This is a genomic window from Kribbella sp. NPDC048915 (genome assembly GCF_040649595.1).
In the GTDB taxonomy this organism is placed as follows: Bacteria; Actinomycetota; Actinomycetes; order Propionibacteriales; family Kribbellaceae; genus Kribbella.
In genome coordinates this window covers 104,023-127,161 of sequence record NZ_JBEZFT010000011.1, presented here as the reverse complement: position 1 = coordinate 127,161, position 23,139 = coordinate 104,023, and the positions used below count along the sequence as shown (strand labels likewise).

At 69.0% G+C, this 23,139-nt stretch carries 19 protein-coding genes; 12 read left to right on the top strand and 7 right to left on the bottom strand.

Annotated features, from left to right (window positions below):
• The coding region (locus AB0B82_RS09245) for a hypothetical protein (RefSeq protein WP_360164378.1) at positions 1-488 on the top strand (488 nt) is incomplete at its 5' end.
• 430 nt (positions 489-918) lie between these two features.
• Positions 919-1,302 carry a nuclear transport factor 2 family protein gene (locus AB0B82_RS09240; RefSeq protein ID WP_360164376.1) on the top strand — a complete coding sequence of 128 codons (384 nt, stop codon included), beginning with the start codon at positions 919-921 and terminating at the stop codon, positions 1,300-1,302.
• Positions 1,303-1,448: 146 nt separating this feature from the next.
• Here the strand turns inward: AB0B82_RS09240 and AB0B82_RS09235 are convergent, their stop codons facing one another.
• Both AB0B82_RS09235 and AB0B82_RS09230 read right to left on the bottom strand, forming a co-directional pair.
• Positions 1,449-3,494: a fibronectin type III domain-containing protein gene (locus AB0B82_RS09235; protein WP_360164374.1), complete on the bottom strand. Its 2,046-nt coding sequence runs from the start codon at positions 3,492-3,494 to the stop codon at positions 1,449-1,451.
• Between the two features lie 163 nt (positions 3,495-3,657).
• Positions 3,658-5,205, bottom strand: a complete 1,548-nt coding sequence (locus tag AB0B82_RS09230) for an MFS transporter (protein WP_360164372.1) — start codon at positions 5,203-5,205, stop codon at positions 3,658-3,660.
• A 125-nt stretch (positions 5,206-5,330) separates the two neighbouring features.
• Between AB0B82_RS09230 and AB0B82_RS09225 the strand changes: the two genes are divergently transcribed.
• Positions 5,331-6,248, top strand: coding sequence for a LysR substrate-binding domain-containing protein (locus AB0B82_RS09225; RefSeq protein WP_360164370.1), 918 nt, complete (start codon positions 5,331-5,333; stop codon positions 6,246-6,248).
• On the opposite strand, the gene AB0B82_RS09220 is transcribed toward AB0B82_RS09225, so the two are convergent.
• Positions 6,211-7,047 carry a UbiA family prenyltransferase gene (locus AB0B82_RS09220; RefSeq protein ID WP_360164368.1) on the bottom strand — a complete coding sequence of 279 codons (837 nt, stop codon included), beginning with the start codon at positions 7,045-7,047 and terminating at the stop codon, positions 6,211-6,213. The two genes, AB0B82_RS09225 and AB0B82_RS09220, sit on opposite strands and share 38 nt — an antisense overlap.
• An 18-nt stretch (positions 7,048-7,065) precedes the next feature.
• Here AB0B82_RS09220 and AB0B82_RS09215 point away from each other — a divergent pair, with 18 nt between their 5' ends.
• From AB0B82_RS09215 to AB0B82_RS09205, 3 genes are read left to right on the top strand one after another with little or no spacing between them, the layout of a single operon-like run.
• Complete coding sequence (locus AB0B82_RS09215) at positions 7,066-8,118, top strand: type III polyketide synthase (RefSeq protein WP_360164366.1); 1,053 nt, start codon at positions 7,066-7,068, stop codon at positions 8,116-8,118.
• Entirely contained in the window at positions 8,118-8,630 is a 513-nt protein-coding gene (locus AB0B82_RS09210; RefSeq protein WP_360164364.1) for an isoprenylcysteine carboxyl methyltransferase family protein, read from the top strand. Before AB0B82_RS09215 ends, AB0B82_RS09210 begins: the two co-directional genes overlap by 1 nt.
• Complete coding sequence (locus AB0B82_RS09205; protein ID WP_360164362.1) at positions 8,627-9,670, top strand: FAD-dependent monooxygenase; 1,044 nt, start codon at positions 8,627-8,629, stop codon at positions 9,668-9,670. Before AB0B82_RS09210 ends, AB0B82_RS09205 begins: the two co-directional genes overlap by 4 nt.
• Before the next feature lie 256 nt (positions 9,671-9,926).
• Here AB0B82_RS09205 and AB0B82_RS09200 read toward each other — a convergent pair whose 3' ends face one another.
• Positions 9,927-11,465: a helix-turn-helix domain-containing protein gene (locus AB0B82_RS09200; protein ID WP_360164360.1), complete on the bottom strand. Its 1,539-nt coding sequence runs from the start codon at positions 11,463-11,465 to the stop codon at positions 9,927-9,929.
• Between the two features lie 102 nt (positions 11,466-11,567).
• Here AB0B82_RS09200 and AB0B82_RS09195 point away from each other — a divergent pair, with 102 nt between their 5' ends.
• Positions 11,568-12,845, top strand: a complete 1,278-nt coding sequence (locus AB0B82_RS09195) for an FAD-dependent oxidoreductase (protein WP_360164358.1) — start codon at positions 11,568-11,570, stop codon at positions 12,843-12,845.
• 416 nt (positions 12,846-13,261) lie between these two features.
• Here AB0B82_RS09195 and AB0B82_RS09190 read toward each other — a convergent pair whose 3' ends face one another.
• The 3 genes from AB0B82_RS09190 to AB0B82_RS09180 all read right to left on the bottom strand — a co-directional run bounded on the left by AB0B82_RS09190 (position 13,262) and on the right by AB0B82_RS09180 (position 15,367).
• Positions 13,262-13,777, bottom strand: coding sequence for a hypothetical protein (locus AB0B82_RS09190; RefSeq protein WP_360164356.1), 516 nt, complete (start codon positions 13,775-13,777; stop codon positions 13,262-13,264).
• Between the two features lie 174 nt (positions 13,778-13,951).
• On the bottom strand, positions 13,952-14,341 hold the full coding sequence (gene trxA, locus AB0B82_RS09185; RefSeq protein WP_360164354.1) for a thioredoxin: 390 nt from the start codon (positions 14,339-14,341) through the stop codon (positions 13,952-13,954).
• 150 nt (positions 14,342-14,491) lie between these two features.
• Entirely contained in the window at positions 14,492-15,367 is an 876-nt protein-coding gene (locus AB0B82_RS09180) for an aldo/keto reductase (protein ID WP_360164352.1), read from the bottom strand.
• Between the two features lie 768 nt (positions 15,368-16,135).
• Here AB0B82_RS09180 and AB0B82_RS09175 point away from each other — a divergent pair.
• The 5 genes from AB0B82_RS09175 to AB0B82_RS09155 are packed head-to-tail and all read left to right on the top strand — an operon-like array spanning position 16,136 to position 23,137.
• Positions 16,136-17,098, top strand: a complete 963-nt coding sequence (locus AB0B82_RS09175; protein ID WP_360164350.1) for a conjugal transfer protein — start codon at positions 16,136-16,138, stop codon at positions 17,096-17,098.
• Between the two features lie 49 nt (positions 17,099-17,147).
• Complete coding sequence (locus tag AB0B82_RS09170) at positions 17,148-17,435, top strand: hypothetical protein (RefSeq protein WP_132157243.1); 288 nt, start codon at positions 17,148-17,150, stop codon at positions 17,433-17,435.
• On the top strand, positions 17,435-18,004 hold the full coding sequence (locus AB0B82_RS09165) for a hypothetical protein (RefSeq protein WP_360164348.1): 570 nt from the start codon (positions 17,435-17,437) through the stop codon (positions 18,002-18,004). The genes AB0B82_RS09170 and AB0B82_RS09165 overlap by 1 nt, the downstream gene beginning before the upstream one ends.
• Positions 17,991-21,143 carry an ATP-binding protein gene (locus tag AB0B82_RS09160; RefSeq protein WP_360164347.1) on the top strand — a complete coding sequence of 1,051 codons (3,153 nt, stop codon included), beginning with the start codon at positions 17,991-17,993 and terminating at the stop codon, positions 21,141-21,143. Before AB0B82_RS09165 ends, AB0B82_RS09160 begins: the two co-directional genes overlap by 14 nt.
• Positions 21,140-23,137, top strand: coding sequence for a hypothetical protein (locus AB0B82_RS09155; RefSeq protein WP_360164345.1), 1,998 nt, complete (start codon positions 21,140-21,142; stop codon positions 23,135-23,137). Before AB0B82_RS09160 ends, AB0B82_RS09155 begins: the two co-directional genes overlap by 4 nt.
• Positions 23,138-23,139: the final 2 nt, after the last annotated feature.

The window sequence follows — 23,139 nt, the reverse complement described above, 5'->3', positions numbered from 1 at the left end:
CCTCGAGCGCGGCTGCCTCGAGCGCGGCCGCTTCGAGCGCGGCGGTCTCGGCGGCCAGTTGCGCGGTCGTCCGAGCAGCGACCTCCGCCGACGCCACCGACGCCACCGAGGACGCCACCGAGGACGCCACCGAGGACGCCATCGAGGACGCCATCGAGGACGCCATCGAGGACGCCATCGAGGACGCCATCGAGGACGCCATCGAGGACGCCATCGAGGACGCCATCGAGGACTGCGCAGACGCAGAGGACTCCGCCGTCGCCGCGGACTGCGCAGACGAGGACTCTGCAGCACCCGGGGAGTCCGGGGGCACCCAGGACGGTGGCTGGAGCATTCCGGCGGCAGTCCAGCTCGGGATCGTCCAGCTCGGGACGTTCCAGTCCGCCGCGGTGCGGCTCGGGACGGTACAGGGCATGGCGCTGTCCCCGGCGGGCTGCTGCCTGCCCGGGGCTCGAGAGTGCGCCGCTACTGTCATGCATTCATATTAGAACGTATGTTCGATCGAGACAAATCGTGACAGTATCCACAATGGCCTGACGGTGACCGCATCCGAATCCCTTTCACAAGAAGGGATCCAAGCGTATAGTTGCTATGCGCAACGAAATCGATCTCTTGTCCCGGCCGGAACGGTGAGCGTGGTCGAGGCAGTGCAGACCTGACCAGCTTGGACGGCCGCCGTACGGCTCTGACATCAGATGGGCGTCGGAGCTGCAGACGTTGATTGCGTCGCCACTGAGCCAGGTGCCGGTTGCCCGACATTGGCCGCAGATCGGCCGGCCGGCGTGGACCGGGGGGCGCTGGGGCGAGATCTGCTGACGCCGGCGACTGCATCCCCGTGGGCCATCCGGCAGAGACCACTGTCGCCGGGCAGTGCGAGACGGCAACATGGGAGGTGCTGGGCGACCATGGGGAGGGGTTGTGGGCGAGCTGAGTCGGCGGACGGCGCGCGAGGTGCTGGACGATCATCTGAACATCGCGAACGACTGGGTGGGCGGGACGTTCGAGGACGTGCTGGCCGAGGATCTGCGACGGAACGTGTCCGAGGACATCGTGATCCTGATCAACCGCGGCACGTTCCGCGGGCATGACGGGGTCCGGGAGCTGGCGATGATGCTGGCCGACGAGCTGCCGGAGCATGCGGCGTTCGATTACACCTACGTTGCCGCGGAGGACAAGATCGGCTTTCTTGAGTGGACCTACCAGGACTCGAAGGTCCAGGTCCGCGATGGCGCCGACTCGTATGTCGTCGAGGACGGGAAGATCGTCGCGCAGACTATCCACTACACCGTCGAACCGCGCTGACCATCCACTACGCCGCCGAACCCACGCCGAACCCACGCCGAACCCACGCCGAACAGCGCTGAGCCGAGCTGAACCGAGCTGAACCGAGCTGAACACAGCGGGGCCGGCCCTGGTGGAGCCGGCCCCGCGGATCAGGTGGACCAGGACTAGACCGTGATCCAGTCGATGTCGGCGATGTAGCCGTTCGGGTTGCTGACCTTGATCGAGTTGCTGCCCGCGGTCAGCTTCATCGGCAGGTAGGTGACCTGTGGCGTACCCCAGTCGTTGTCGCCGAGGCCGTGGTAGTTCACCCAGTAGCTGTCGGTGTCGTTGACCGTCAGCATGCTCTGCCGGCTGGTGTCGCCGTCGGTGTAGGCGATCTTGACCAGGTACGTCCCGGTCTTCGGGACCGTGATGCCGTTCAGCGTGACGGTGGCGCCGTACCCGATGTTCCCGATCTTCGCGCCGCCCGAGCACAGCGTGCAGTTGGAGATGCTCGCGTCACCGGTCCGGGTGCTGGTCGGCGCTTCGGCCTCGTATCGCACCGGTCCGCCGGCGGCCGACGTGTAGAGGGTCACTGGCGCGCTTGCCTCCGATGCCCGGCCGCCCTTCACGCCCTTGACCGTGAACGTGTACGACGTCGCAGGCTGCAGGCCGGTCGCCACCACGGAAGGCTTCGTGCTCGTCGCCACCTGCTTGCCGTTGGCGAACACCTTGTACGACGTGGAGCCCGCGCTCGGCCGCCAGTTGAGGGAAACCGTCGTACGGCTGACGTCCGTCGCCGTGACATCGGCCGGGATACTCACCGGGACGTGCCGGTCCGGGGTGATCTTGTAGAGCTTCGACCCGTGCGCGGGCAGCTCGGCGCTGACCGAGCCGGTGACGCCGCGGGTGTTCCGGTTCGCCCAGATGTCGCGGACGGTGGCCTTGCCACCGATCCCGAGCTGGTCGAACTTCCCGGTCGCGGTCGCGGGCGAGTCAGCCAGGTTGAACAGCGCAACCGTCGTACTGCCATCGGTGTTCTGCGCGTACCAGACCTGCTGCAGTTGGTCCTGGTTCAGCGGGCGGGCCGGGTTGCCGGACTGGTTGATCGCGATCACCTCGCGGTTCGTCAGCAGCTTCAGGCCGTACGGGTCGAGCTTGGTCAGGTCGTCGCCGGCGAACAGCGGCGCGGCGGCGATCGCCCAGAACGTCATGTACGACTGCCGTTCGGCGTCCGTCAGGCCGTCCATCTCACCGACGCCGACGTTGACCGCGTCCAGGTTGTTCCAGTGGCCCGGTCCGGCGTCGTCGATCCACTGCGGCAGGTCCCACCAGCGGGACTTCACCGAGCTGTTCCAGGTGGCGATCGTGTCGCAGTAGCACTCGACGTCGGTGTCGATCCGCCAGCCGTGCGAGTTCTGCTTCCACACGTCGGCGTGCCGGTGGCTGAGCGACCACGACAACGTGTAGAGCATCGGCCGGTCCGCGTTCTGCACCGCGCGCCACCAGGCCTCGACGTCCTCGGTGTTGTTGTGGTTCGGGTCGTCCGGCGCGCCCTTCCAGGAGCCGGGTCCGACGCCGTCCATCTTGATGAAGTCGACACCCCACTCGGCGAACAGGTCGACGATCGAGTCGGCGTACTTCTGTGCGCACGGGCTCGCGTAGTTGATCTTGTACGACATGTCCCAGCCGTTGGTGGTGCGCAGGTCCGGGTACACGATGTCGCGCGTGAAGCAGCCCGGCGCGTTGTAGATCGGCGTGTTGCCGTCGCGGTACACGTCCATCCCGAGACCGACGACCGTGTAGATGCCGAACTTCAGGCCGAGCTTGTGGATGTCGTCGCCGACCGCCTTCATCCCGCGCGGGAACCGCTTCAGGTTGGCGGTCGGGCGGCCGTACTCGTCGCCGCCCTCCTGCCAGCCGGCGTCGATGTTCACGTACTCGTAGCCGTACGGCTTGAGCTTCGTGGCCAGGGCCTTGGCCTGGGTGAGGATGTTCTTCTCGTTGATGAAGCTGCCGGGGCCGTCGGGGTTGACGCCCGGGTAGTTGGTCGACTGCAGGCTCCAGCTGCTCCAGCCCATGAACGGCTTGGCGGCGACCTGCGGGTACGACGGCTTCGGCGACTGTGCTTGCACTGGCGCGGGGACTGCTTCGGCGGAAGCTGCCGACACCAGAGCGACAGCTACCAGCACAGGGGAGAGGAGTGCGGCGGTACGGCGTCTCAAGGACATGTGAACGTCCCTCCAGGGGGCGTGAGCGGACGCCGTCGAGACTAGGGCGGGTTAATTTACGCAGTCAAGTATTCAGATGGTGCGACCTTGGCGTGAACTTGGCGGGCCCGGGGCAGGGCCGGGAAGGCAGCGCAGCCCCGCCCCGGGAGTTCGGTGGTGTACCTCAGTGATGCTGTGACCGGCGCCGGGCGCGGGCCGGTCGCAGGTGCGAGTCCATCCGGGCGTGCTGCCGGCGGCCGAGCGCGAACGGGCGCGAGGTCCGGGTGATCGGGCTGCTCTCCGGCGCCGCCAGCCGGATCTCCGTCTGCTGCAGGTTGAGCCGGATCGGCACCTGGTGCCAAGGGGAGCGGGTCCGCACGACCACCAGCCGGAACTGTCCGTCGCGCCGCAGCCGGAGACCGATCGCGACCGTCGCGATCGCCGGGACCGCGCCGGCAAGCACCAGGGCCCAGCGGGCGCCGAGGTTCTGCGCCAGGAAGCCGACCAGCGGACCGCCGATGGCGCCGCCGCCGATGAAGACCAGGTTGTAGATCCCGGACACCCGGCCGCGCAGGCCGTCCGGAGTGGTCAGCTGGACCATCGACTGGGCCGCGGTGAGGAACATCAGTGTCGCCATGCCCATCAAGGCCAGCACCGGCATGAACGTCCACAGTGAGGGCTGAATCGCGGCCAGCACCTGGCTGATCGTCAGCAGACAGGCGATGGCGATCAGGTTCCGCAGGCGGGGCTGCCGAACGCGGCGGGCCGAAAGCAGCGCACCGGCCAGTGCGCCGAACGCGACGACCGAGTTCAGGACGCCGTACCCCGATGCGCCGGTGTGAAAGACCCGATCGGCGAACGCGGTCAGCGTCACCGGCAGGCTGATCGCGAACATGCCGTAGATCCCGACCAGCGCGATCGCCCAGCGCACGGCGGGCTCGTCGAGCGCGTACCGCACGCCGTCGCGCAGCCCGTCGCGGATGCGCATACCCGCGCTCGCCTTGCGAGCGGCGTGGAAGCCGGGCATCTCACTCTCGCGCATCCGCAGCAGCGCGCTGATCGAGGCGAAGAAGGTCAGGCCGTTGAGTGCGAACGCCCAGCCGGCGCCGATCGTGCCGAGCAGGACCCCGCCGAGCGCCGGGCCGATCAGGCTGCCGAGCTGGAACGTCGACGAGACCATGCTGATCGCGTTCCGGACCGTTTCCCGGGGGACGAGTTCGGTCACGAACGACTGCCGCGTCGGGTTGTCGACCGCGGTGGCGAGGCCGAGCACGAGGGCCATCGAGTACACGTGCCAGACCTGCACGCTGCCGGTGAAGGCGGTCAGCGCGAGGACGCCGGCACACAGTCCCATGGTGATCTGGGTGACCAGCAGGATCTTCCGCTTCGGGAAGCGGTCCGCGATCACGCCGCCGTACAGGCCGAGTGTCAGCGTGGGGAGGAACTGCAGGGCGGTCGTGATGCCGACCGCGGTGGCGCTGCCGGTGAGGGTGAGCACCAGCCAGTCCTGGGCGATGCGCTGGATCCAGCCGCCGGTCGAACTGACCAGCAGTCCGCTGACCAGGAGGCGGAAGTTGCGGACCCGCAGTGCGCTGAAGGTGTCCTTGAAGCCGGGGCGCTGAGTGCGCGTCTCCCGGGAGGTGGAGTCGGTGGAGCGGTGTCGATGGAGATCGGTGGACGGAACAGAGGTCGGGGCAGTGGACGGGACAGAACCGGTGGCCCGGGTGGTCAAGAGCGATCCCTACGCGAGTGGACTGGTCAGGGGAGGACAGGTTCCATCTTCAGGGCTGGACCTTGGATTCCCATAGCGAATTACTCCTATTAGTCTTATTGCGACACGTAATGGGAGGTCGATCGATGTACGACCCGGACCAGTTGCGGACGTTCCTGGCGGTCGCGCAGTCGCTGAGTTTCACCCAGGCGGCCGAGCGGCTGGGCATCCGGCAGCCGACCGTGAGCCAGCACGTCCGCAAGCTCGAGGCGGCCGTCGGGCGGCCGCTGTTCGTGCGGGACACGCGGACCGTGACTCTGACCGCGGACGGCGAGGCGATGGCTGGCTTCGCCCGCACGATCCTGGCCGCGCACGAGGAGGCCGCCGGGTACTTCACCGGTTCCGAGCTCCGCGGCCGGCTGCGGTTCGGCGTGACCGACGACCTCGCGCTGACGCCGCTGCCGAAGATCCTGCGTGACTTCCGGCAGCTCTACCCGCGGATCGACCTCGAGCTGACCGTGGCTCAGAGCCCCAATCTGCTCCGCCGGGTCGAGTCCGGACACCTGGACCTGGCGTACGTGAAACACGGTGCCGGCGGCGGGTACGAGCCGAACGGCCGGCTCGTCCGACGCGACCCGCTGGTCTGGGCCGGCATCGCCGGGACCCGGATAGCGCCCGACGGCCCGGTGCCGCTGGTCGCGTACCAGGCGCCGTCACTGAGCCGGTCGCTCGGCGTTCAGTCGCTCGAACAGGCCGGCCGTACGGCGCGGATCACCTGCATCGTCCGTGGCGTGAACGGCGTTCTCGCCGCCGTCCGCGCCGGTCTCGGGATCGCGATCTTCGCCCGCTCGCTGATGCCGGCCGACCTGGTCGAGCCACCGCCGAGTGCCGGCCTGCCGGAGCTTCCGCCGATCGACCTCGTGCTGATCACCAACCCGCGCGCCGCCAAGGAGCCTGCCGAGGCGCTGACCGCCGCGATCCTCGGCAGCAACGCACCGCTCAAGCCGGACTCGCTGGAGACGCTGCCTAGACAAGAGCGTCGCCACGCAGCACCAGGGAGATGACGCTGACCGCGGCGATCGCGATCGTGATCAGGAACGGCGCCTGGCGCCACACCAGGATCGTGACCAGCAGCGCGGCGACGACCGCCAGCGCGATCCACCCGATGACTCCGATCGCACCCGCGGGGGCGATCACCAGCAGCCCGGTTGCCGCCGCGAGCGGTAGCGGGGCCAGCAGCCGGGCGTAGGAGCCGAGGCGCTGCGGCCAGCCGCGGACCCCGGTCGCGAGGTCGTCGGCGAGGTCCGGGACGACGTTTGCCAGATGGGCACCGACCCCGAGCAGGGCGCCTGCCGTGGTCGCCCACCACGGCGCCCAGACTTGTGCGGTGCCGAGCGTCACGAACGAGGGCAGTGCGCCGAACGCGACGGCGTACGGAAGCCAGGAGATCACCGTCGACTTCAGGCCCAGGTTGTAGGCCCAGGCGCAGGCGACGAACAGCAGGTGCATCAGCCCGGACGCGAGGCCGTTGGCGAGGGAGACCGGAACGGTGACGACCAGCATCACGCCCGCGCCCACCGCGAGCGTCCGGCGACTCACCAGTCCACGCACGACAGGCTTGTCCCGGCGGTTCACAATGGAGTCGCGGGCGGCATCTATCGCGTCATTGCTCCAGCCGATCGAGAGGTGGCCGGTGAGGATCGTTGCTGCGACCAGAAGACACCCGGCCGGGCTTCGTCCGGCCGACCACGCGACGGCCGTGACCAGGGCGGTGACGGCGACGGTCGGCCCCGGATGGCAGGCCAGCGCCAGGCCTTTCGCGGTCCTGACGGCTCGACCACCTGCTCCACCCGGCGTGCCCACCGACGTAACGATGCCACGATGACGCGGATCGCAGCGGTCCGGCCCGCGCTCCCGCCGTACCGATATCCACAGGCCGAGCTCACCGACGCGTTCGCATCGATCTGCCTCCCGGACGGCAGCGGTACGGCGCTGCTCCGCCGGCTGCATGCGAACGCCGGCGTGTCGCACCGGCATCTCGCGCTGCCGCTGGAGCAGTACGCCGGCCTCAAGGACTTCGGTGCGGCGAACGACGCGTGGATCGCGACCGCCGTCGACCTCGGCGCGGAGGCGGTCGCGGGCGCGGTCAAGGACGCCGGGCTGACCCTCGACGACGTCGACGTCCTGATGTTCACCACCGTGACCGGCGTGGCGGCGCCGTCGATCGACGCCCGCGTGGCGCTGCGGCTGGGGTTGCGGCCGGACGTGAAACGGATGCCGCTGTTCGGCCTGGGGTGTGTCGGGGGAGCGGCCGGCATCGCGCGGCTGCACGACTACCTGACCGCGTGGCCATCGCATGTCGCCGTACTGCTGTCGGTGGAGCTGTGTTCGCTGACCTTGCAGCGCGACGACTCGTCGTTGCCGAATCTGGTCGGCGGTGCGCTCTTCGGCGACGGCGCCGCGGCGGTGCTGATGACGGGGTCGGATCATCCGGCTGCGGCCGGGCCGTCGGTGGTCGCGACGCGCAGCCGGCTGTACCCGGACTCGGAGCGAGTGATGGGGTGGGACGTCGGGTCGGGCGGGTTCCGGATCGTGCTCGGCGCGGACGTACCGGACGTGGTGCGGACCTACCTCGGCGACGACGTCCGCGTGTTCCTCGACTCGGCCGGGCTGACCGTGCCCGAGATCGGGGCGTGGGTGAGCCATCCGGGTGGGCCGAAGGTGCTCGAGGCAGTCGCGGAGACGCTGTTACTGCGGCCCGGCGCGCTGGACCTGACCTGGAGGTCCCTCGATGCGGTCGGCAACTTGTCGTCCTCCTCGGTGCTGCACGTGCTCGGTGACACTCTGAAGCTGGATCCTGCCCCTGAGGGCCCCGGACTGCTGCTGGCGATGGGGCCGGGCTTCTGTTCCGAACTCGTGCTCCTGGAGTGGTGATGTACGGCTGGTACGTCGCGCTGGTCCTGCTGGTCGCCCTCGAGCGGGTGGTCGAGCTGGTCGTATCGCTGCGCAACGCCCGGTGGAGTCTCGCCCAGGGCGGCGTCGAGTCGGGGCGCGGGCACTACCCGTTCATGGTCGCGCTGCACACCTTGCTGCTGGCGGCCTGCTTGATCGAGGCGGCGCACCGGCCGTTCGTACCGTGGCTGGGCTGGACGATGCTCGCGGTCGTACTGCTCGCGCAGGGCCTGCGCTGGTGGTGCATCGCCGTACTCGGGCATCAGTGGAACACACGGGTGATCGTCGTACCTGGGCTTCGGCTGGTCGCCCGTGGCCCGTACCGGCTGCTACGGCATCCGAACTACGTGGCGGTGGTGGCCGAGGGGATCGCGCTGCCGCTCGTGCACACCGCGTGGGTGACGGCACTCGTCTTCACCGTGCTGAACATCCCGCTGCTCGCGGTCCGCATCCGTACCGAGGAAGCGGCACTGAAGTCCGCCCTGGTGCCGTGAGCTCTGCTGCCGCGCGGCCGGAGGTCGACCTGCTGGTTGCGGGTGCAGGACCGGCCGGAGCCGCGACCGCCATCCGCGCCGCCTTGGCCGGGTTGTCCGTGGTTGTGGTCGAGCCGCGGACCGCGCCGATCGACAAGGCCTGCGGCGAGGGGATCGCGCACAGCGCGGCGTCGTACCTGTCGCGGCTCGGCGTGAAACCTTCCGGCCGGCCGTTCCACGGCATCCGCTATCTCGACGCGCAGCACTCCGTCGACGCTCGGTTCGCCGCCGGCCCTGGTCTCGGAGTTCGCCGTACGACGTTGCACGCCGCGCTGATGTCCCGCCTGGCGGAGCTCGACGTACCGGTCGTGCGTGCGCGCGTCGGTCCGGTGATGCAGAACGCGACGTCCGTGACCGCCGCGGGGGTGACCGCTCGGTATTTGGCGGCTGCCGATGGGTTGCACTCGCCGATTCGCCGGCAGTTCGGTCTCGCGGTGTCCGGCCGTCGCGTCGAGGTGCGGCGGGGCCTGCGGCAGCACTTCGCGGTCGCGCCGTGGACCGACCTGGTCGAGGTGTACTGGTCCGGTCTGGGGGAGGCCTACGTCACCCCGGTTGCCGACGACCTGGTCGGGGTCGCGATCTTGACCTCGGCGCGGGGCACCTTCGACTCCCACCTCGACGCGTTCCCGCGGTTGCAGCGCCGGCTGCGTGGCGCTCAGGCCGCGAGTGACGTGCTGGGCGCCGGGCCGCTGCGTCAGCGGGTCCGCGCTCGGACCGCCGGGCGGGTGCTGCTGGTCGGCGACGCGGCCGGATACGTCGACGCGCTCACCGGCGAAGGGATCGCGGTCGCCGTCCGGACCTCCGCCGAATTGGTCGAGTGTGTTCGCGCTGATCGGCCGCAGGACTACGAGGCGGCCTGGCGACGGGTGTCCTGGGAGTGCCGGTTGCTGACCGCATCGTTGCTCTGGGCCCGCAACCGGGCAATCCTCGCTCCGCGCATCGTGCCGGCCGCGGCCGCGCTGCCCGGTGTCTACCGCTCCATCGTGAACCGGTTGTCGTAGGCAACGGAGCTCCAAGCCTTGGAAATACCGCGGGGCCCGGCGATCGCTCAGACAATCGCCGGGCCCACGGGCGGCCCGAGCTTCCTGGTGAAAAGCTCGGACCCGGCAGCCTTTCCGGCCTCCTGGTGAAAGGTCGGACCGGCTGACAAGGAAGACTCTGTCAGGCGGATGTTGCCCAACAGTTGCCGGAATATGAAGCCTTGTTACATGAGCCTGTGGCGTAGGTCTCAGTGCTCGTTTGCTCGTTGCTTGAGGCTCAGTGCTCGGTCCGGACCGCCGCGATCTGCAGCTGCAGCGCCAGCCGTTCGCGCGGATCCGACAGGTCGAGCGCGGCGATCTCGCCGATCCGCTTCATCCGATGCCGCAACGTGTTGGTGTGCAGGTGCAGTTGGCGGGCTGCCCGCTGCGGCTGGCCGGGGAAGTCCAGCCAGGCCTGCAGCGTCTCCACGTAGCCGGTGTCGTGCTCGATGTCGTGCCGCAGCAGCGTCGCCAGCGGACCGTCCATCTTGGTGGTGTCGAGCGACGTCACCGCCCGGTGCACGGTCAGTACGTGCCACGCCTCCTCGACACGCAGCACCGGTCCCGGCGCGACACCACGCCGTACCAGACCGAGCAGCTCGACCGCCTCGGCACGCGAGCTCGGCAGATCGGCCGGACCGCGTGCGGGACCGCCTGCAGCCGCGTACGTACCAGCAGGCTGCTCCAGGACCAGCTTCTGCAACCACGTCCACGAGCCGGGGCCGTCCGCGTCCGTGACGACAGCCAGCACCGTCCCGTCCAGGTCGGCCAGCTGCGGCTCGCTCCACCCGTGCCGACGGCCCGTCGACTCCCACAGGTCGAGCTGCTGCGGTACGTCGTACCCGTCCGGCGAGCCGAGTGCGACCACCCGCCAGGGGTGCCGAGGGAGCCGTACGTCGACCGGGTTGTCAGGGGAGAACTGCCGCAGGACGGTGCGCAGCCGGTCGATCGCGCTGCGCCGCGCCACGTCGGCCTGAGCTCGCAGCCGTAACAGGTGCAGCGCCAGCACGGATGCTGCGTTGCTGAGCTCTGCCGTGACCGATTCACTCACGGGGCCGTCGACAACTGCCCAGATGGACCCCAGCCATTCACCACCGGCCCGGACCGGTACGACGAGACGCGGGCGGATGCCATTCGGTCCGTCAGGCACCAGAAACGGCTCACTGGACCGGGCCAGCCGCCGGAAGATGCCACGGGCCCGGAAGTGGGCGATGACCTCGGGCGGCACCCGGCGTCCGACGATGGTCGACACCCGGGTCGGGTCGGTGAAGTCCTGACCGGACGAGTACGCCAGGACCCTGGACTGGTTGTCCTCGATGGTCACGGGTGCGTCGACGATCGCTGCGGCCGCGTCAGCCAGCGCGAACAGTTCCTGGTGTACACCGGCGTCACCGGCGGTGGGTGAGTCCGGTGCGGCCGCTCGGTCGAGAACACCGCGGAGCAGCCACACCACATGCGCCCACGTGACGGTCGGCTGCAGCGCTACGAGCGTTAGCGCCTCTCGCTCGGCTGCGGCGACCACAGTGGGCTCGTGCGCGAGCGCCGTACGCAGAACGACGCCAGACGCGTGGCCGGCGGCGCAGCGCTCCACCAGCTCGACAGCGTCCTCTGCGTTGCGCAGGCCGAGTCCGAGGACCAGATCGCCCGGCTGACCGGTCGCGGGCTCCTGCGGGTCGGCGAGAAAGACGTCCCGGACCTCGCTGTCGCCCTTGCCGGGCACCACTACCTCGAACAGCGCTGGGCCGACGGCGGTGATCAGGTCCGACGAGGAGATCATGCGGTCATTGTGCAGGTTATTGTGCGATGAGCACAGTCGTTGGTGCCGGTAATGGTGTGATCACACCATGACAGGCGCTCCGCGGGGCCCCACCATCGAGACATGACCACAGCTGGTTCCGCATCTGCCGAGAGGCACATCGTTCCTGATCGCGTCGCCGTCGTCGGCGCGGGCATGGTCGGCCTGGCCACCGCCTGGTTCCTCCAGGAGGCGGGCGTCGAGGTCACCGTGCTCGACCGTGAGGGTGTCGCCGCGGGCGCGTCCTGGGGCAACGCCGGCTGGCTGACCCCCGGCCTGGCCACGCCGCTCCCGGAACCGGCCGTCCTCAAGTACGGCGTCCGCGCGGTGCTGAGCCCCTCCTCGCCGGTGTACGTGCCGCCGACCGCGAGCCCGCGGCTGCTGAAGTTCCTCACCCGCTTCGCCCGCAACAGCACCGCCGGACGATGGAAGACCGCGATGGACGCGCTGGTCCCGATCAACCGGCAGGCGCTGCCCGCGTTCGACTTCCTGGCCAAGGCCGGCGTCGAGGCGCAGACGTACGAGGCCAAGTCGTTCCTGGCCGCCTACCGGACGGTCGAGGAGCGCAAGGTGCTGCTCGAGGAGATCGAGCAGATCCACGCCGCCGGCCAGGGCATCGAGTTCGAGGCGCTCAGCGGTGACGACGCCCGCGAGATCGAGCCGTCGCTGTCCGACGAGATCGGCGCCGCGATCCGGCTGCACGGGCAGCGGTTCATCAACCCCGGCGAGTACGTGAACCTGCTCGCCGACTCGGTCCTGGCCCGCGGCGGTCAGATCATCAGCGGCGTCGACGTCCACGACATCGTCGACGAGATCCGCGGCGTCCGGTTGGTCACGGGCGATGGCGAGACCGACGCGTTCGACGCGGTCGTGATGGCGACCGGAGCCTGGCTGGGCGACCTCGCGCGGCAGTTCGGCGTCCGGACCGTGGTCCAGGCGGGGCGCGGGTACAGCTTCAGCGTGCCGATGGCGCACGTACCGGCCGGCCCGGTGTACTTCCCGGCCCAGCGGGTCGCCTGCACACCGCTCGGCGACCGGCTCCGCGTCGCCGGGATGATGGAGTTCCGCAAGCCCGACGCGAAGCTCGACCCGCGCCGCATCAACGCGATCGTCGAGGCCGCCCGCCCGCTGCTGCGCGACGCCGACCTGGACGCCCGCACCTTCGAGTGGGTCGGGCCGCGGCCGTGCACCCCGGACGGGCTGCCGCTGATCGGCGCGACCGCCTCGCCACGCGTGTTCGCCGCCGGCGGCCACGGCATGTGGGGCATCACGCTCGGCCCGATCACCGGTCAGCTGCTGGCCGAGACCATCACCACCGGCCGTACTCCCGAGGAGCTGCGTCCCTTCGACCCACTGCGATGATCGTTCCGGCTCGAGCGTTCCGGGTTGATCACCCGGCGAGGGACTCCGACGATGTGGTCCCTCGGTCCCGCTGACCGTCGCTCCGAGCAGCTCTCCCGGTGAGCCACCTCGGGCAGCCACCTCACCTGCCCGCCACCAACGGCCACCACAGAGCCGCTCCGGTCAGCCCCAAGAGCGGGCCCTGGCTACGTTCTCCTGCCCAGGGCCCGCTCTTTCTCTGTCTTTCGCCGTGTGACTCCGTCTGACGTCGCCGGCTCTGTCGGTGGCCGGTGAGACGCTGCCGCCATGATGCTCCGGTGGTACACGGTCGTGATCGACTGCCACGACGCCCGCCAGCAGGCCGTGTGAATGTCGGCCAGCCGACGACTTCGCCACCACGGTGCTCGCCGACCCGGAAGGCAACGAGTTCTGCATCCTCAGCGCCCGCGAGGTCTGATGGCAGAATGCGCTACAGCAAGCCCAGCCGCGCCGAGGCTGAGCGCGATGACCCCGGTGGCGACGCGGTTCTTGCCCGACCACGACGGATGCTGCCGACGACGCTCGGGCGGCACCGTGCCGGCGTACGCGTCGACGCGGAACTGTATCTGCCGCTGATCGGCCTCGGACAGCCCGTCGTCCTTCGCGAGCTCGAGCGCCAGCTCGAACACGTCCGCGTTCTGGTCATCCGTGAACCCGGTGAAGGACGCCTTCCACGTACTCGGCACGATCACCCCCGGCGTCGTACAGAACAGCGGCTTGCCCGACCTGACACTGATTTCCACCTTTTCGATGCCGCAGTCGTCGCCGGAGCTCCTGAACCCGACCTTGTACTCACCACTGCGGTGCCACAGCTCGATTCCGCCGATCGCGGCCAGCACGATCCCCCCGAACACCAGCAGGAAGGCGGCCATTGCGCCGGCCACCATCCAGCGCTCCGCCGCAGTTGTCCGCATGTCACCCAGTTTCCCGACCTGGAAGCCCGCCAATGCTCGAATGGCAGCAACCTGCCGTCCCCCGAACAGCGGAGATCCGGGAGCTCGGAGATGAGCTCCCGGATCTTCGGGGTGTCAGTGTCGGTGCGTCAAGCGCTTGTACAGCAGCGCCTTCGCGTCAAACGTTTGCGTGTGTCAGTGCGTGTGCGGCTCGGTGCCGTGCTCGGCTTCGTGGGCCGCGATCTGGGCCTTGACCTCGTCCATGTCGACCGCGCGCAGCTGGCCGATCAGGTCCTCGAGGCTGGCCGCCGGCAGCGCACCCGGCTGCGAGTACAGCACGACGCCGTCGCGGACCGCCATCAGGGTCGGGATCGACTGGATCTGGAAGGCCTGCGCCAACTCCACCTGCGCGTCGGTGTCCACCTTGCCGAAGGTGATGTCGCCGTGCTGCTCGGAAGACTTCTCGAACACCGGCCCGAACATCTTGCACGGGCCACACCACTCTGCCCAGAAGTCCACCAGAACCAGGCCGTCGCTACCGACCACCTCGTTGAAGTTCTCCTGGGTCAGCTCGACCGTTGCCACTACGACCTCCGAAAATAGTTGAGTACGCCGTGGTCAACACCGGTCGTCCCGCACTTGTTCCCCGCATCCCGGACAGCACCGTACGGCGATCTCGTACGCCGTACGACGTGACCGGAATGCGGAGTCTCGAATGTGAGCTGAACCACGTTGTCAGATCGGGATGTCCACGAAGGGTGACGCGTAGTCCTGGACCTCGTCGAGGATCGCCGCGGCCGCCTCGGGCGTGAGGTCGGCGCGCTCGCGTTCGGCGACGATCATCTGTCGCAACAGCCGGGTTTCACCCGCGGTAGCCAGGCCGGTGATCTCCGGATGACCGTTCAGCAGCCACGCGGTCGCGGCGGTGATGTAGCGCTGCTCGTCGAACGGCCGGTACCAGGTGTCGTACGCCTTCTGCTCGCCCTCGGCCCAGTTGCGTCGCGCAATCATCTTGATCGTCATCAGCGCGGCGTCCGACGCCTTGACCGCCTCCACCAGGCCGGCGTAGTCGGCGGCGTACTGCGGGTCCGTGGCCAGCTTGTAGTTGAGCGGCGTCAGGACGCTGTCGAAGTCGAAGCGCCGCAGCGCCTCGGTGTGCACCGACGGCGCCTGCGCGGTGTGGCCGGTGATGCCGATCGCGCGGACCATGCCCTCGTCCTTGGCCCGGATCGCGGCTTCGAGCGATCCGCCCTTTCCTGTCACGAGATCGAGGTTCTCCAGATCGCAGACCGCGTGCATCTGGATCAGGTCGACATGATCGGTCTGCAGGCGCTCGAGCGACCGGTTGATCTCGCTCCACGCCTCCTCGAACGTCCGCCGCCCGGTTTTGGTGGCGAGAAAGATGCGGTCCCGGATCTCGGGCATCCGGGGGCCGAGGCGCAGCTCGGCGTCGCCGTAGTCGGCGGCCACGTCGAAATGGTTGATGCCGGCATCGAGCGCTTCCTGAATCGAAGCGTCGGCGCGGTCCTGGTCGACACCACCGAGCGACGCGGCACCGTAGATCAGCACCGAGCTCTGGTGGCCGAGCCTGCCCAGTCGGCGAGTTTCCATCCTGGTCCTCCAGGGGTAGCAGGGATCACTTAGACCTTATGCCTCCGGCCGCTGCCGGCAAGCGGTTGTCCACAGCCGTTTTTGACCCCGTCGCCACGCGAGAGTTTTCCACAGCAGCATCGCCGGATCGGTTACTATGCGTGATCAGAGGTGCGTTCTTTTACCATGTTCTTCGCACGGATTTTCGAACCTGTCCGCGGCGTGTGGCATGGTGTGCGCTGCCTGCCGACCCGGGCGGGCATGAGAGAGGAGCTATGACGACGGTACCGATGGTGTCACGCTGTGCCGGTCCAGCGGCCGGTGAGGGTGGCACTGCCCGCGAGCGGGGTAACAGTATGGCTGCGGCGAGCGATGGATCATCCGGATCCTGGCATCAGGTCTCCCGGAGGGTCGTCGCGTGCCGTATCCTCCCGGCTACTGTCCGCGTAACTGCTGTCTGAGGGGCGGGTAGGGATGAGTTGGTGGCGAACGCTGTTGAATCTGCCGCCAAAAGGTGAGCACTGGTCCGACCAGCGACGGACCAGGAAACCGGGCAAAGGGCGCCCGCAGAGCACCGCGCCGGAGTGGTGGAGCCACCCCGGCGGGCCGGCTTCCCCTACCCCACGCCAGGCACAGGGTGTCGCGGCGAAGTACTCCGCTCCGCAGCAACCGACGCCGCCCGGCCAGGCACCACCCGGCGGCGTGATCGCGCCGCCCCGTCGTCCGGCCGCACGTTCCAGCGAGTCGCCGCAACCGGCTCCGAACGGCGGCCCTCGTACACCCGAACGTTTGACTCAGCGCTCCTCGCACGGCCAGCACGGTCAGCACGCGGCGCCCGGGCCCGTGCGCGAGGTGCTCGAGCCCGGTCAGGCGCCGTGGTCGACCGAGCCCGAGTCGTCGTTCTCCACATGGGCCCGGCGGTTCTTCCGCGGGCTCGTGGTCGTCGTACTGCTGCTGGCCGCGATCAGCGGCGTGCGTTCCTGGATCGCGCCGAACAAGACGCCTGCGACCGTCGTCAGCCCGCAGAACAGCTTCCCGTCCGCGGAGGCGAGCGCGGTCGCGACGCGGTATGCGATCTCCTACCTGACCTGGGACGAGAACAACCCGGACGCCCGCCCCGCGCAGATCCAGCTCGACCTGGCGTCCGGGCTGGACAGCCGCGCCGGCTGGAACGGCCGCGGCAAGCAGACCGCGGACGTGGCCTACCCCGGTGAGGTCAAGGCCGACCCGAACGGCGTCACGGCCGTCGTCGACGTCCGGGTCCGGGTGTACACGTTCACCAAGCGGGGCCGCGACTGGGCGTCCGGCCCGATCGCCTGGCAGCGCATCTCGGTGCCGGTCGCGCGGACCGCGGCCCGGGTGGTGGTCAGTGGGCCGCCGACGTTCGTCCCGGACGAGCGGGCGCCGCTGCCGAGCAACATGCCCGACGCGGGCAACCCGGACGACGACCTCACGAAGGTGACCGAGAAGGACGCGGAGGCGTTCTTCTCGGCGTACGCCGAGTCCGACACGAAGGTGTCCGCGGTGACCGCGCCGGGGGCGACGATCCGCAGTCTGAACGGCGCGGTGAAGTTCGGTGAACTGAAGGACTGGCAGGTGTACACGGGCAACGACGACGAGCGGCGGGCGACCGCGGCCGTCACCTGGGAAGGGGTGGGTGACACCACGCTGGACCAGACGTACACGCTCACGCTGAGGCGTACTGTCGCCACGGACGGAGCACAGCGATGGCAAGTGGCTGCCGTCGGATGAATCCAGCGACGGGCCATCGGATGACCGAGGCAACAAGGGAGACACCGCAATGATGACGCACGAACTGGCTGCGAGCGTGGTTCAGCTCGCCGTGCCGATGGCCGACAGCAACGTCCCGACCGGCGCGGATTTCAAGGACTGGGTCCTGGTCATCGCGGGGAACATCTTCATCGCCATCCTCGTGCTGCGCGCGATCGGTCACTACTTCAAGCGCGAGTGGGGCGAGTTGTTCGGCCACATCGCGGCCGGGGTGCTGGTCGGCGGGCTGATCTACGCCAACAACCAGACCATCAACGTGCTCAAGGGCTTTTGGGGATTGCTCTCCGGAGGCAATTGATGCGCGTCGGCCGTACCCTTACCCACCACTTCGAGATCGAGACCCGGCAGTACGACCTGCTCGGGATCGACCTCGGGGAAGGCGCCCGGCGCCGGATGATCATCTTCGGTGCGGTGGTCATCGTGCTCTGGGTCGCCCTGCTGTTCCCGTTCGTCGGCGTCCCGCAGAAGCCGACCGTCAGCCTCTACATCGTGCCGCCGTTCGTGATCACCGCGTTCGGCTGGCGGCCGGGCAAGTTCCACGAGCGGCGCCGCCGGGTGACCGAATGGGCGTTGACGGTGCGGTACGCGCTGCGGGCGCATCGGCCGATCATCGGCCTCGGTGCGCGCGCCGCCGACAAATCGGAGTACCTGCCCTGGCGGGAGCGGATGTCGACCCGGAAGGTGGCCGACCTGGCCAAGGCCCGGGTGACGCCGGAATGGGAACGCGAGGTCGTGGCGGAGGTCGATCCGATGGTCCGCGCCGGTGCGGACATCACCGTCAGCCAGCGGGCCCGCCTGCTGGGTGCTGATCACGTACAACGGGTGAGTCGCAGGACGTCAGGAAGAGGCCTGGATGAAGATCGCTGACAAGCTCCTGAACCTGGTGGGGGTCGGTCGCGAGCGCGGCCTGCCACCGCCGCGGCTGGTGGCCATCGCCGACGGTCTGCTGGTGACCGAGCGCAGCGCCGAAGCGTGGTTCCTGATCTCGGTGGCGAACACCGACCTGGCCACCGAGGCCGAGCAGGACGCCGCCCTGGACGCCGCGGTAAGTGCCGCCGCGACCATCCTGGGCGACCGCCTCAGTCACCTGAAGGTGGTGTGGGGCCGCTCGACGGGCCAGGACTACCTCGACTCCGTGGCCGGCCACTACCGGCTCGGCGACCACGAGGCGTGGGCGCAGACCCGCGCCGACCGGATCGACGAGATGCGGATGCCGGAGCGGTACGTCGCGCTCGGCGTACACCTGTCCGACCGCGATCCGCGCGCAACCGCCCAGGTCCGCGGCTCGATCAGCGACGCGTTGGGGACCACGTCGTGGCGCGTCAGCGCCCGTGAACTCGCCCACCTCGACGAGCGGGTGCGCAAGCTCGCTCGTCAGCTCGGCTCCACCGTCTGGCGTGCGCACACCGCCCCGGCCGAGGTCATCTCCTGGTTGATCAGCCGCGAGATGCACCGCGGCGCGGTCGCGGCGCCACGGCGCGGCCTGATCACCGGCGCCTCGCTCGCCCGGCTGACGTCCGGGCGCGTGGTGCCGTACACGGACCACCTCCGGATCTACGACACCCGCGGCCAGATCGCGGCGTACACCTCGGTCCTGGCGATGACCGACTTCCCCGAGGAGCTCGAGACGCCGGGCGCGGGGGAGTGGCTGCGGACGCTGTCCGAGATCAAGGCGATCGACGACGACGGCGAGGAAATCGACGTCACCGTCGAGGCCTCGGTCCGGTTCCGGGTACTGACGAAGAAGACGGCGCGCCACCTGGTCGACGAGACCCGGAAGAGCGCCAAGGAGCAACGCCGCTCGGCCGCCAAGGGCACCGCGGAGGAGACCGCCGACGAGATCGTCGAGACCGAACGCGTGATGCGCGAGGTGAAACGCGACATCAACCGCAGCGGTCTGACCCTGGTCGAGGACCATCCCCGCCTGCTGGTCAGCGCGGACACCCGCGAAGACCTCGAGGCGTACGTCGACGCGGTCATCGCGCACTACGCGGATCGCGGCATCACCGTCGCGGTCGGCGCCGACGAGCAGCGCGATCTCTGGCTGGAATCCTTGCCAGGCGACCAGTTGCGGGTGCCTGACCTGGGCCACGTGCGCGAGTCGACGGCGTTCTTCGGTTCGTGGTTCTGGGGCGGCGCGTCCATTGGTGACGCCACCGGTCCGGCTATTGGGTATCTGACCGGCTCTACCCCCGGTCTCGTGCGGTTCGACGCGGCTGCCGGTTCGGCGCTGGGCGACGCGACGACGACACTGTTCCTGGGGCGGTCCGGTCGCGGCAAGACGACCGCTGCGATGCTCGGCGGTCTGGATTCCGCGTTCGCCGGTGCTTGGGTGCCGCTGCTCGACCTGAAGGGCGACGCGGCCGGCGTGTCAGCAGTCGCCGCCGAGTACGGCGTACCGACTGCGGTCATCGAGATCACGGCGCAGTTCTCCGGTGCCGCGGACCTGCTGCGGGTGCTTCCGGTCGACGACGCGCTGCTGCAGGCGCCGTCGCAGCTCATGCTCCTGCTGCCACCGCACCTGCGCGGCGCCGCCGAGGCTCCGGTCGTCGCCGCCACGCGCGCGGAGATCCAGTCGCCCGACCCCTCCTCATGGGGTGTCATCCAGCGGCTGTGCAACTCCGAGGAGGAGACCGTCCGCACGGTCGGCTTCGCCCTGCGCGACCTGGTCGAGACCGGCCTCGGATCGGTCGTCGCCGGCCCGCCGTCCGGCCTGTCCTCCCTCACCACGAACCCGGGCCTTTGGGTCGTCCAGATGCCCGGCCTGACCCTCCCGTCACCCGAGTCGGCACCGGAGTCCTGGTCCCCGATCGAACGCGTCGGCATGGCCTGCCTGCGCGGCTGCCTCGCCTGGATGATCCGTACGACGGGACGCCGCGAGTTCCGCGGCCGCTCGAAGGTCGTCATCGTCCCCGAGGTCCACCTGCTCACCAAGACCCCGGACGGCGCGTCCTTCCTCGACTACATCGCCCGCGTCGGCCGCGCCCTCGGCGCCTCCCTGGTGCTCGACACCCAGGATCCGGCGTCGATCCTCAAGCTCCCCGGCCTGGTCGAGCAGATCACCACGCTGTTCGCGTTCAGCCTCCGCTCGCGCGAACAGGTCGACTCCCTCCTCGAGCTCCTCGGCCGCCCGCAGACGCCGCCGTACCAGACCCTCGTCCGCGGCATCAACACCGCCGCCAACGGCAAGTCCATCCGCCACGGCCACTGCATCATGCGCGACCGCTGGGACGAAGTCGCCACCGTCCAGATCGACATCCCCAGCCAACGCGTCGCCGACCTGCTCCGCACCACCCCCGAATCCGAACACACACCGGCGGCGACTCCGACGCCCGAGGCCGAGGACGCCTACGCCGAGGACCCGTTCGACGACGAAGACCTCTACGAACCGGCCTCCTCAGCCCAGGCCCAAGCCGCCTCCCACCACCCCGCCCCTCCCACCGACGAGGGCCACGCTTCGGAGCGCACCGCGTCGGAGCCCGCTGTCTCGGAGCCCACCGTCGCGGCGCCTACCGCCTCGCACGCGCCGCAACCGCCCGCGCCGGAACCTGCCGCGCAACCATCCGCGCCGCAACCGACTGCGCCGCAACCGACGGCCTCGTACAACGGAGCCGCACAGCCGGCCGCCCCGCACAACGGCACTCCGCAACCGGCCGCCCACCACGACGGCGCCGCGCAGCCGGCCACCCAAGTCCCGGCCGCCCACGCACCGGAGTCGCAGGCCCCCCAGCCAACCACTCCGCACACCGAGGCTCCGTCGGCAGCGGTCGCCCAGCAGAACGGCCATCCCCCCGTCCCCACCCCCCAGGACCCCTCCACCGACCACAGCCACCGCCACCCCCTCCGCTACGAATCGCCCATCGGCCCCGACGAGGTCTACGACCAAGAAGCCGACGAGGCCGCATACAACGAGGCCATGTACCCGGCCTACGAAGCCCCCGAGACACCACCCAACGGCTCCGACCAACCCGCACAATCCCCCAGCGGCAAGGAGCACGTCGCATGAGATGGCAGCGCCGCCTCCGCACGGCGCTCACCGTCCTAGCCATCTCCGTCATCGTCACCACCCAGGTAGCGATGGCCGCCGACCCCAACCAGCAAACAACGCCGACTGGCTTCGCGGACCTGCTGCCGACACCTGACCTGACGCACGGCGACACCAAGACTCTTTTCGAGCAGTACAGCCCGCTGGCCTACAGTCTTGATTTCGAGGGAAGCCTGCGGGATCCGCTCCGGCCGATCTTCAACTCGTTCGCCTCGTTGCTGATGATGTTCGTGATCGCTGCGACCCGAGCAGCGATTTCGATCGGATGGTGGCTGTTCTCGTTCACAGACATCAAGCCCTTGATGAATGCAACCGCGGGTGCGATCGGCGGAATCAGTGGCCAACTCACCGGTTGGTTGCTGCCGTCCGCGCTGGCGTTCGGGGCAATTGCCGCGTATGTGCACCGCAGATCGACTGGGACTGCGTTCGGGCAGCTGGTCTGGGTGTTCGCTGCCGGTCTTCTGGCCGTCAGCCTGGCCTTCGGAGCCACGACCTGGCTCAAGGGTGTCGACGGCGCAAGGCAGGTCGGCGCGCAAACCGTCATGGGAGCGTCGGATCAGGTCTTGGGCAAGCCGATGAAGTCGCCTATTGAACTGCCTGAACCGGCATTCCCGGGGTCGAGTCGTGACAACTTGCTGCGGAAGTCGGGCGACGCTGCTTGGCGAGGCTTTGCCGCAACGCCTTGGTGCGTTGCCGAATTCGGGTCGATCGAGGCCTGCAAGCGGTACGGCAAGGGCATGCTCGACATCGGCGCCGACTCCGACAAGCGCCTTGACTACATCAAAGACCAGGTGGCGAAGGGCGAAGGCAGCGGCGACGCGCCGACCGTGAAGTGGGCGAAAGGCGAGAACGCGTTCGGCCGTGTCGGAGTCCTCGCCGTTGCCGCGGTGGCGGCCGGAATGTTCGCTTTCCTGACGATCGGTCTCGCGGCAACAGCGTTGCTGGCGTTCGTCGGATGCCTGCTGTTGCTCGTCGTCGGAGTGATCTTCGCCTGTCTGTTCATCATCCCTGGCCGATCGCGGCAATGGGGGATGAGTTGGCTGGAGTCCTTGCTCGGCCTCGTGTTGCAGTCAGTTGCGGCCATGCTGGTTTTCGGCATCGCCTTGTCGATGCTGACGGCCGTATTCACGCTGAGCGAGACCCTGGGATGGCTGCCGGTGACGTGCCTCGCGCTGGTTGTCCTGGTCGCGGCCTTCCGCCTGCGAAAGCTGCTCGAAAGTCTGAGCACGATGATGAAGCCTGGAATCGGCAGCATGATGATGGGCTCGTATGCCCGGCGAGGTGCCGTTCACGCCGTCAGGCGTGTGGTGACGGCTCTGCGCAGCCGGACGTCCGCGCCCACTCCTGAACGACCGAAAGCAGGTGGCCGGACGACCGAGGGCGGATCTGGCGACGAGCGTGTGGAGACGAACCGAAACTATCGAACGATGCCGCCTGTCGGCAGCAGCCGTCCGGCCGAGTACGGCGACCGCTCCGCCGGAACATCTGAGGCCGGGCGTGCCAGAGCAGGCGGATCACGTCGCCGTTCGGATGCCCTTCGACCAGCGCGAAGCCGAGTGGGCGGTGCCGTTGTCGCTCCCGTCGCGATCGGATCAGCTTCAGCCATCGGCGCGAAGCCGGCCAAGAATGGTGATGCAACCGCCGGACGTCGTGCCAAGGAGAGTATCTATCAAGGCGAATCGCGAGATGCCGGCAAGCAGGTCAGCGCGTCGACGCGACGTCAACCCGAACTGAGTACGGGGCGGCATATGAAGCCTTCTCAGGCAGCGGCCCAACTCAGAAACGGTGGCTACGAACCGAGGCGCGTCCTGGTTCATTCCGCTAGTTTGCGGGAAGGCCCGCCGAAGGCGGGCCGGGTGGCTCGGAAGGCGACAACCTCGACACCTCGGCACTTCCGGGAGTATTCGGCGGCGCGGGCCAGTGGCCCGACAAGCCGACGTGCGGGTGGGCGGTGACC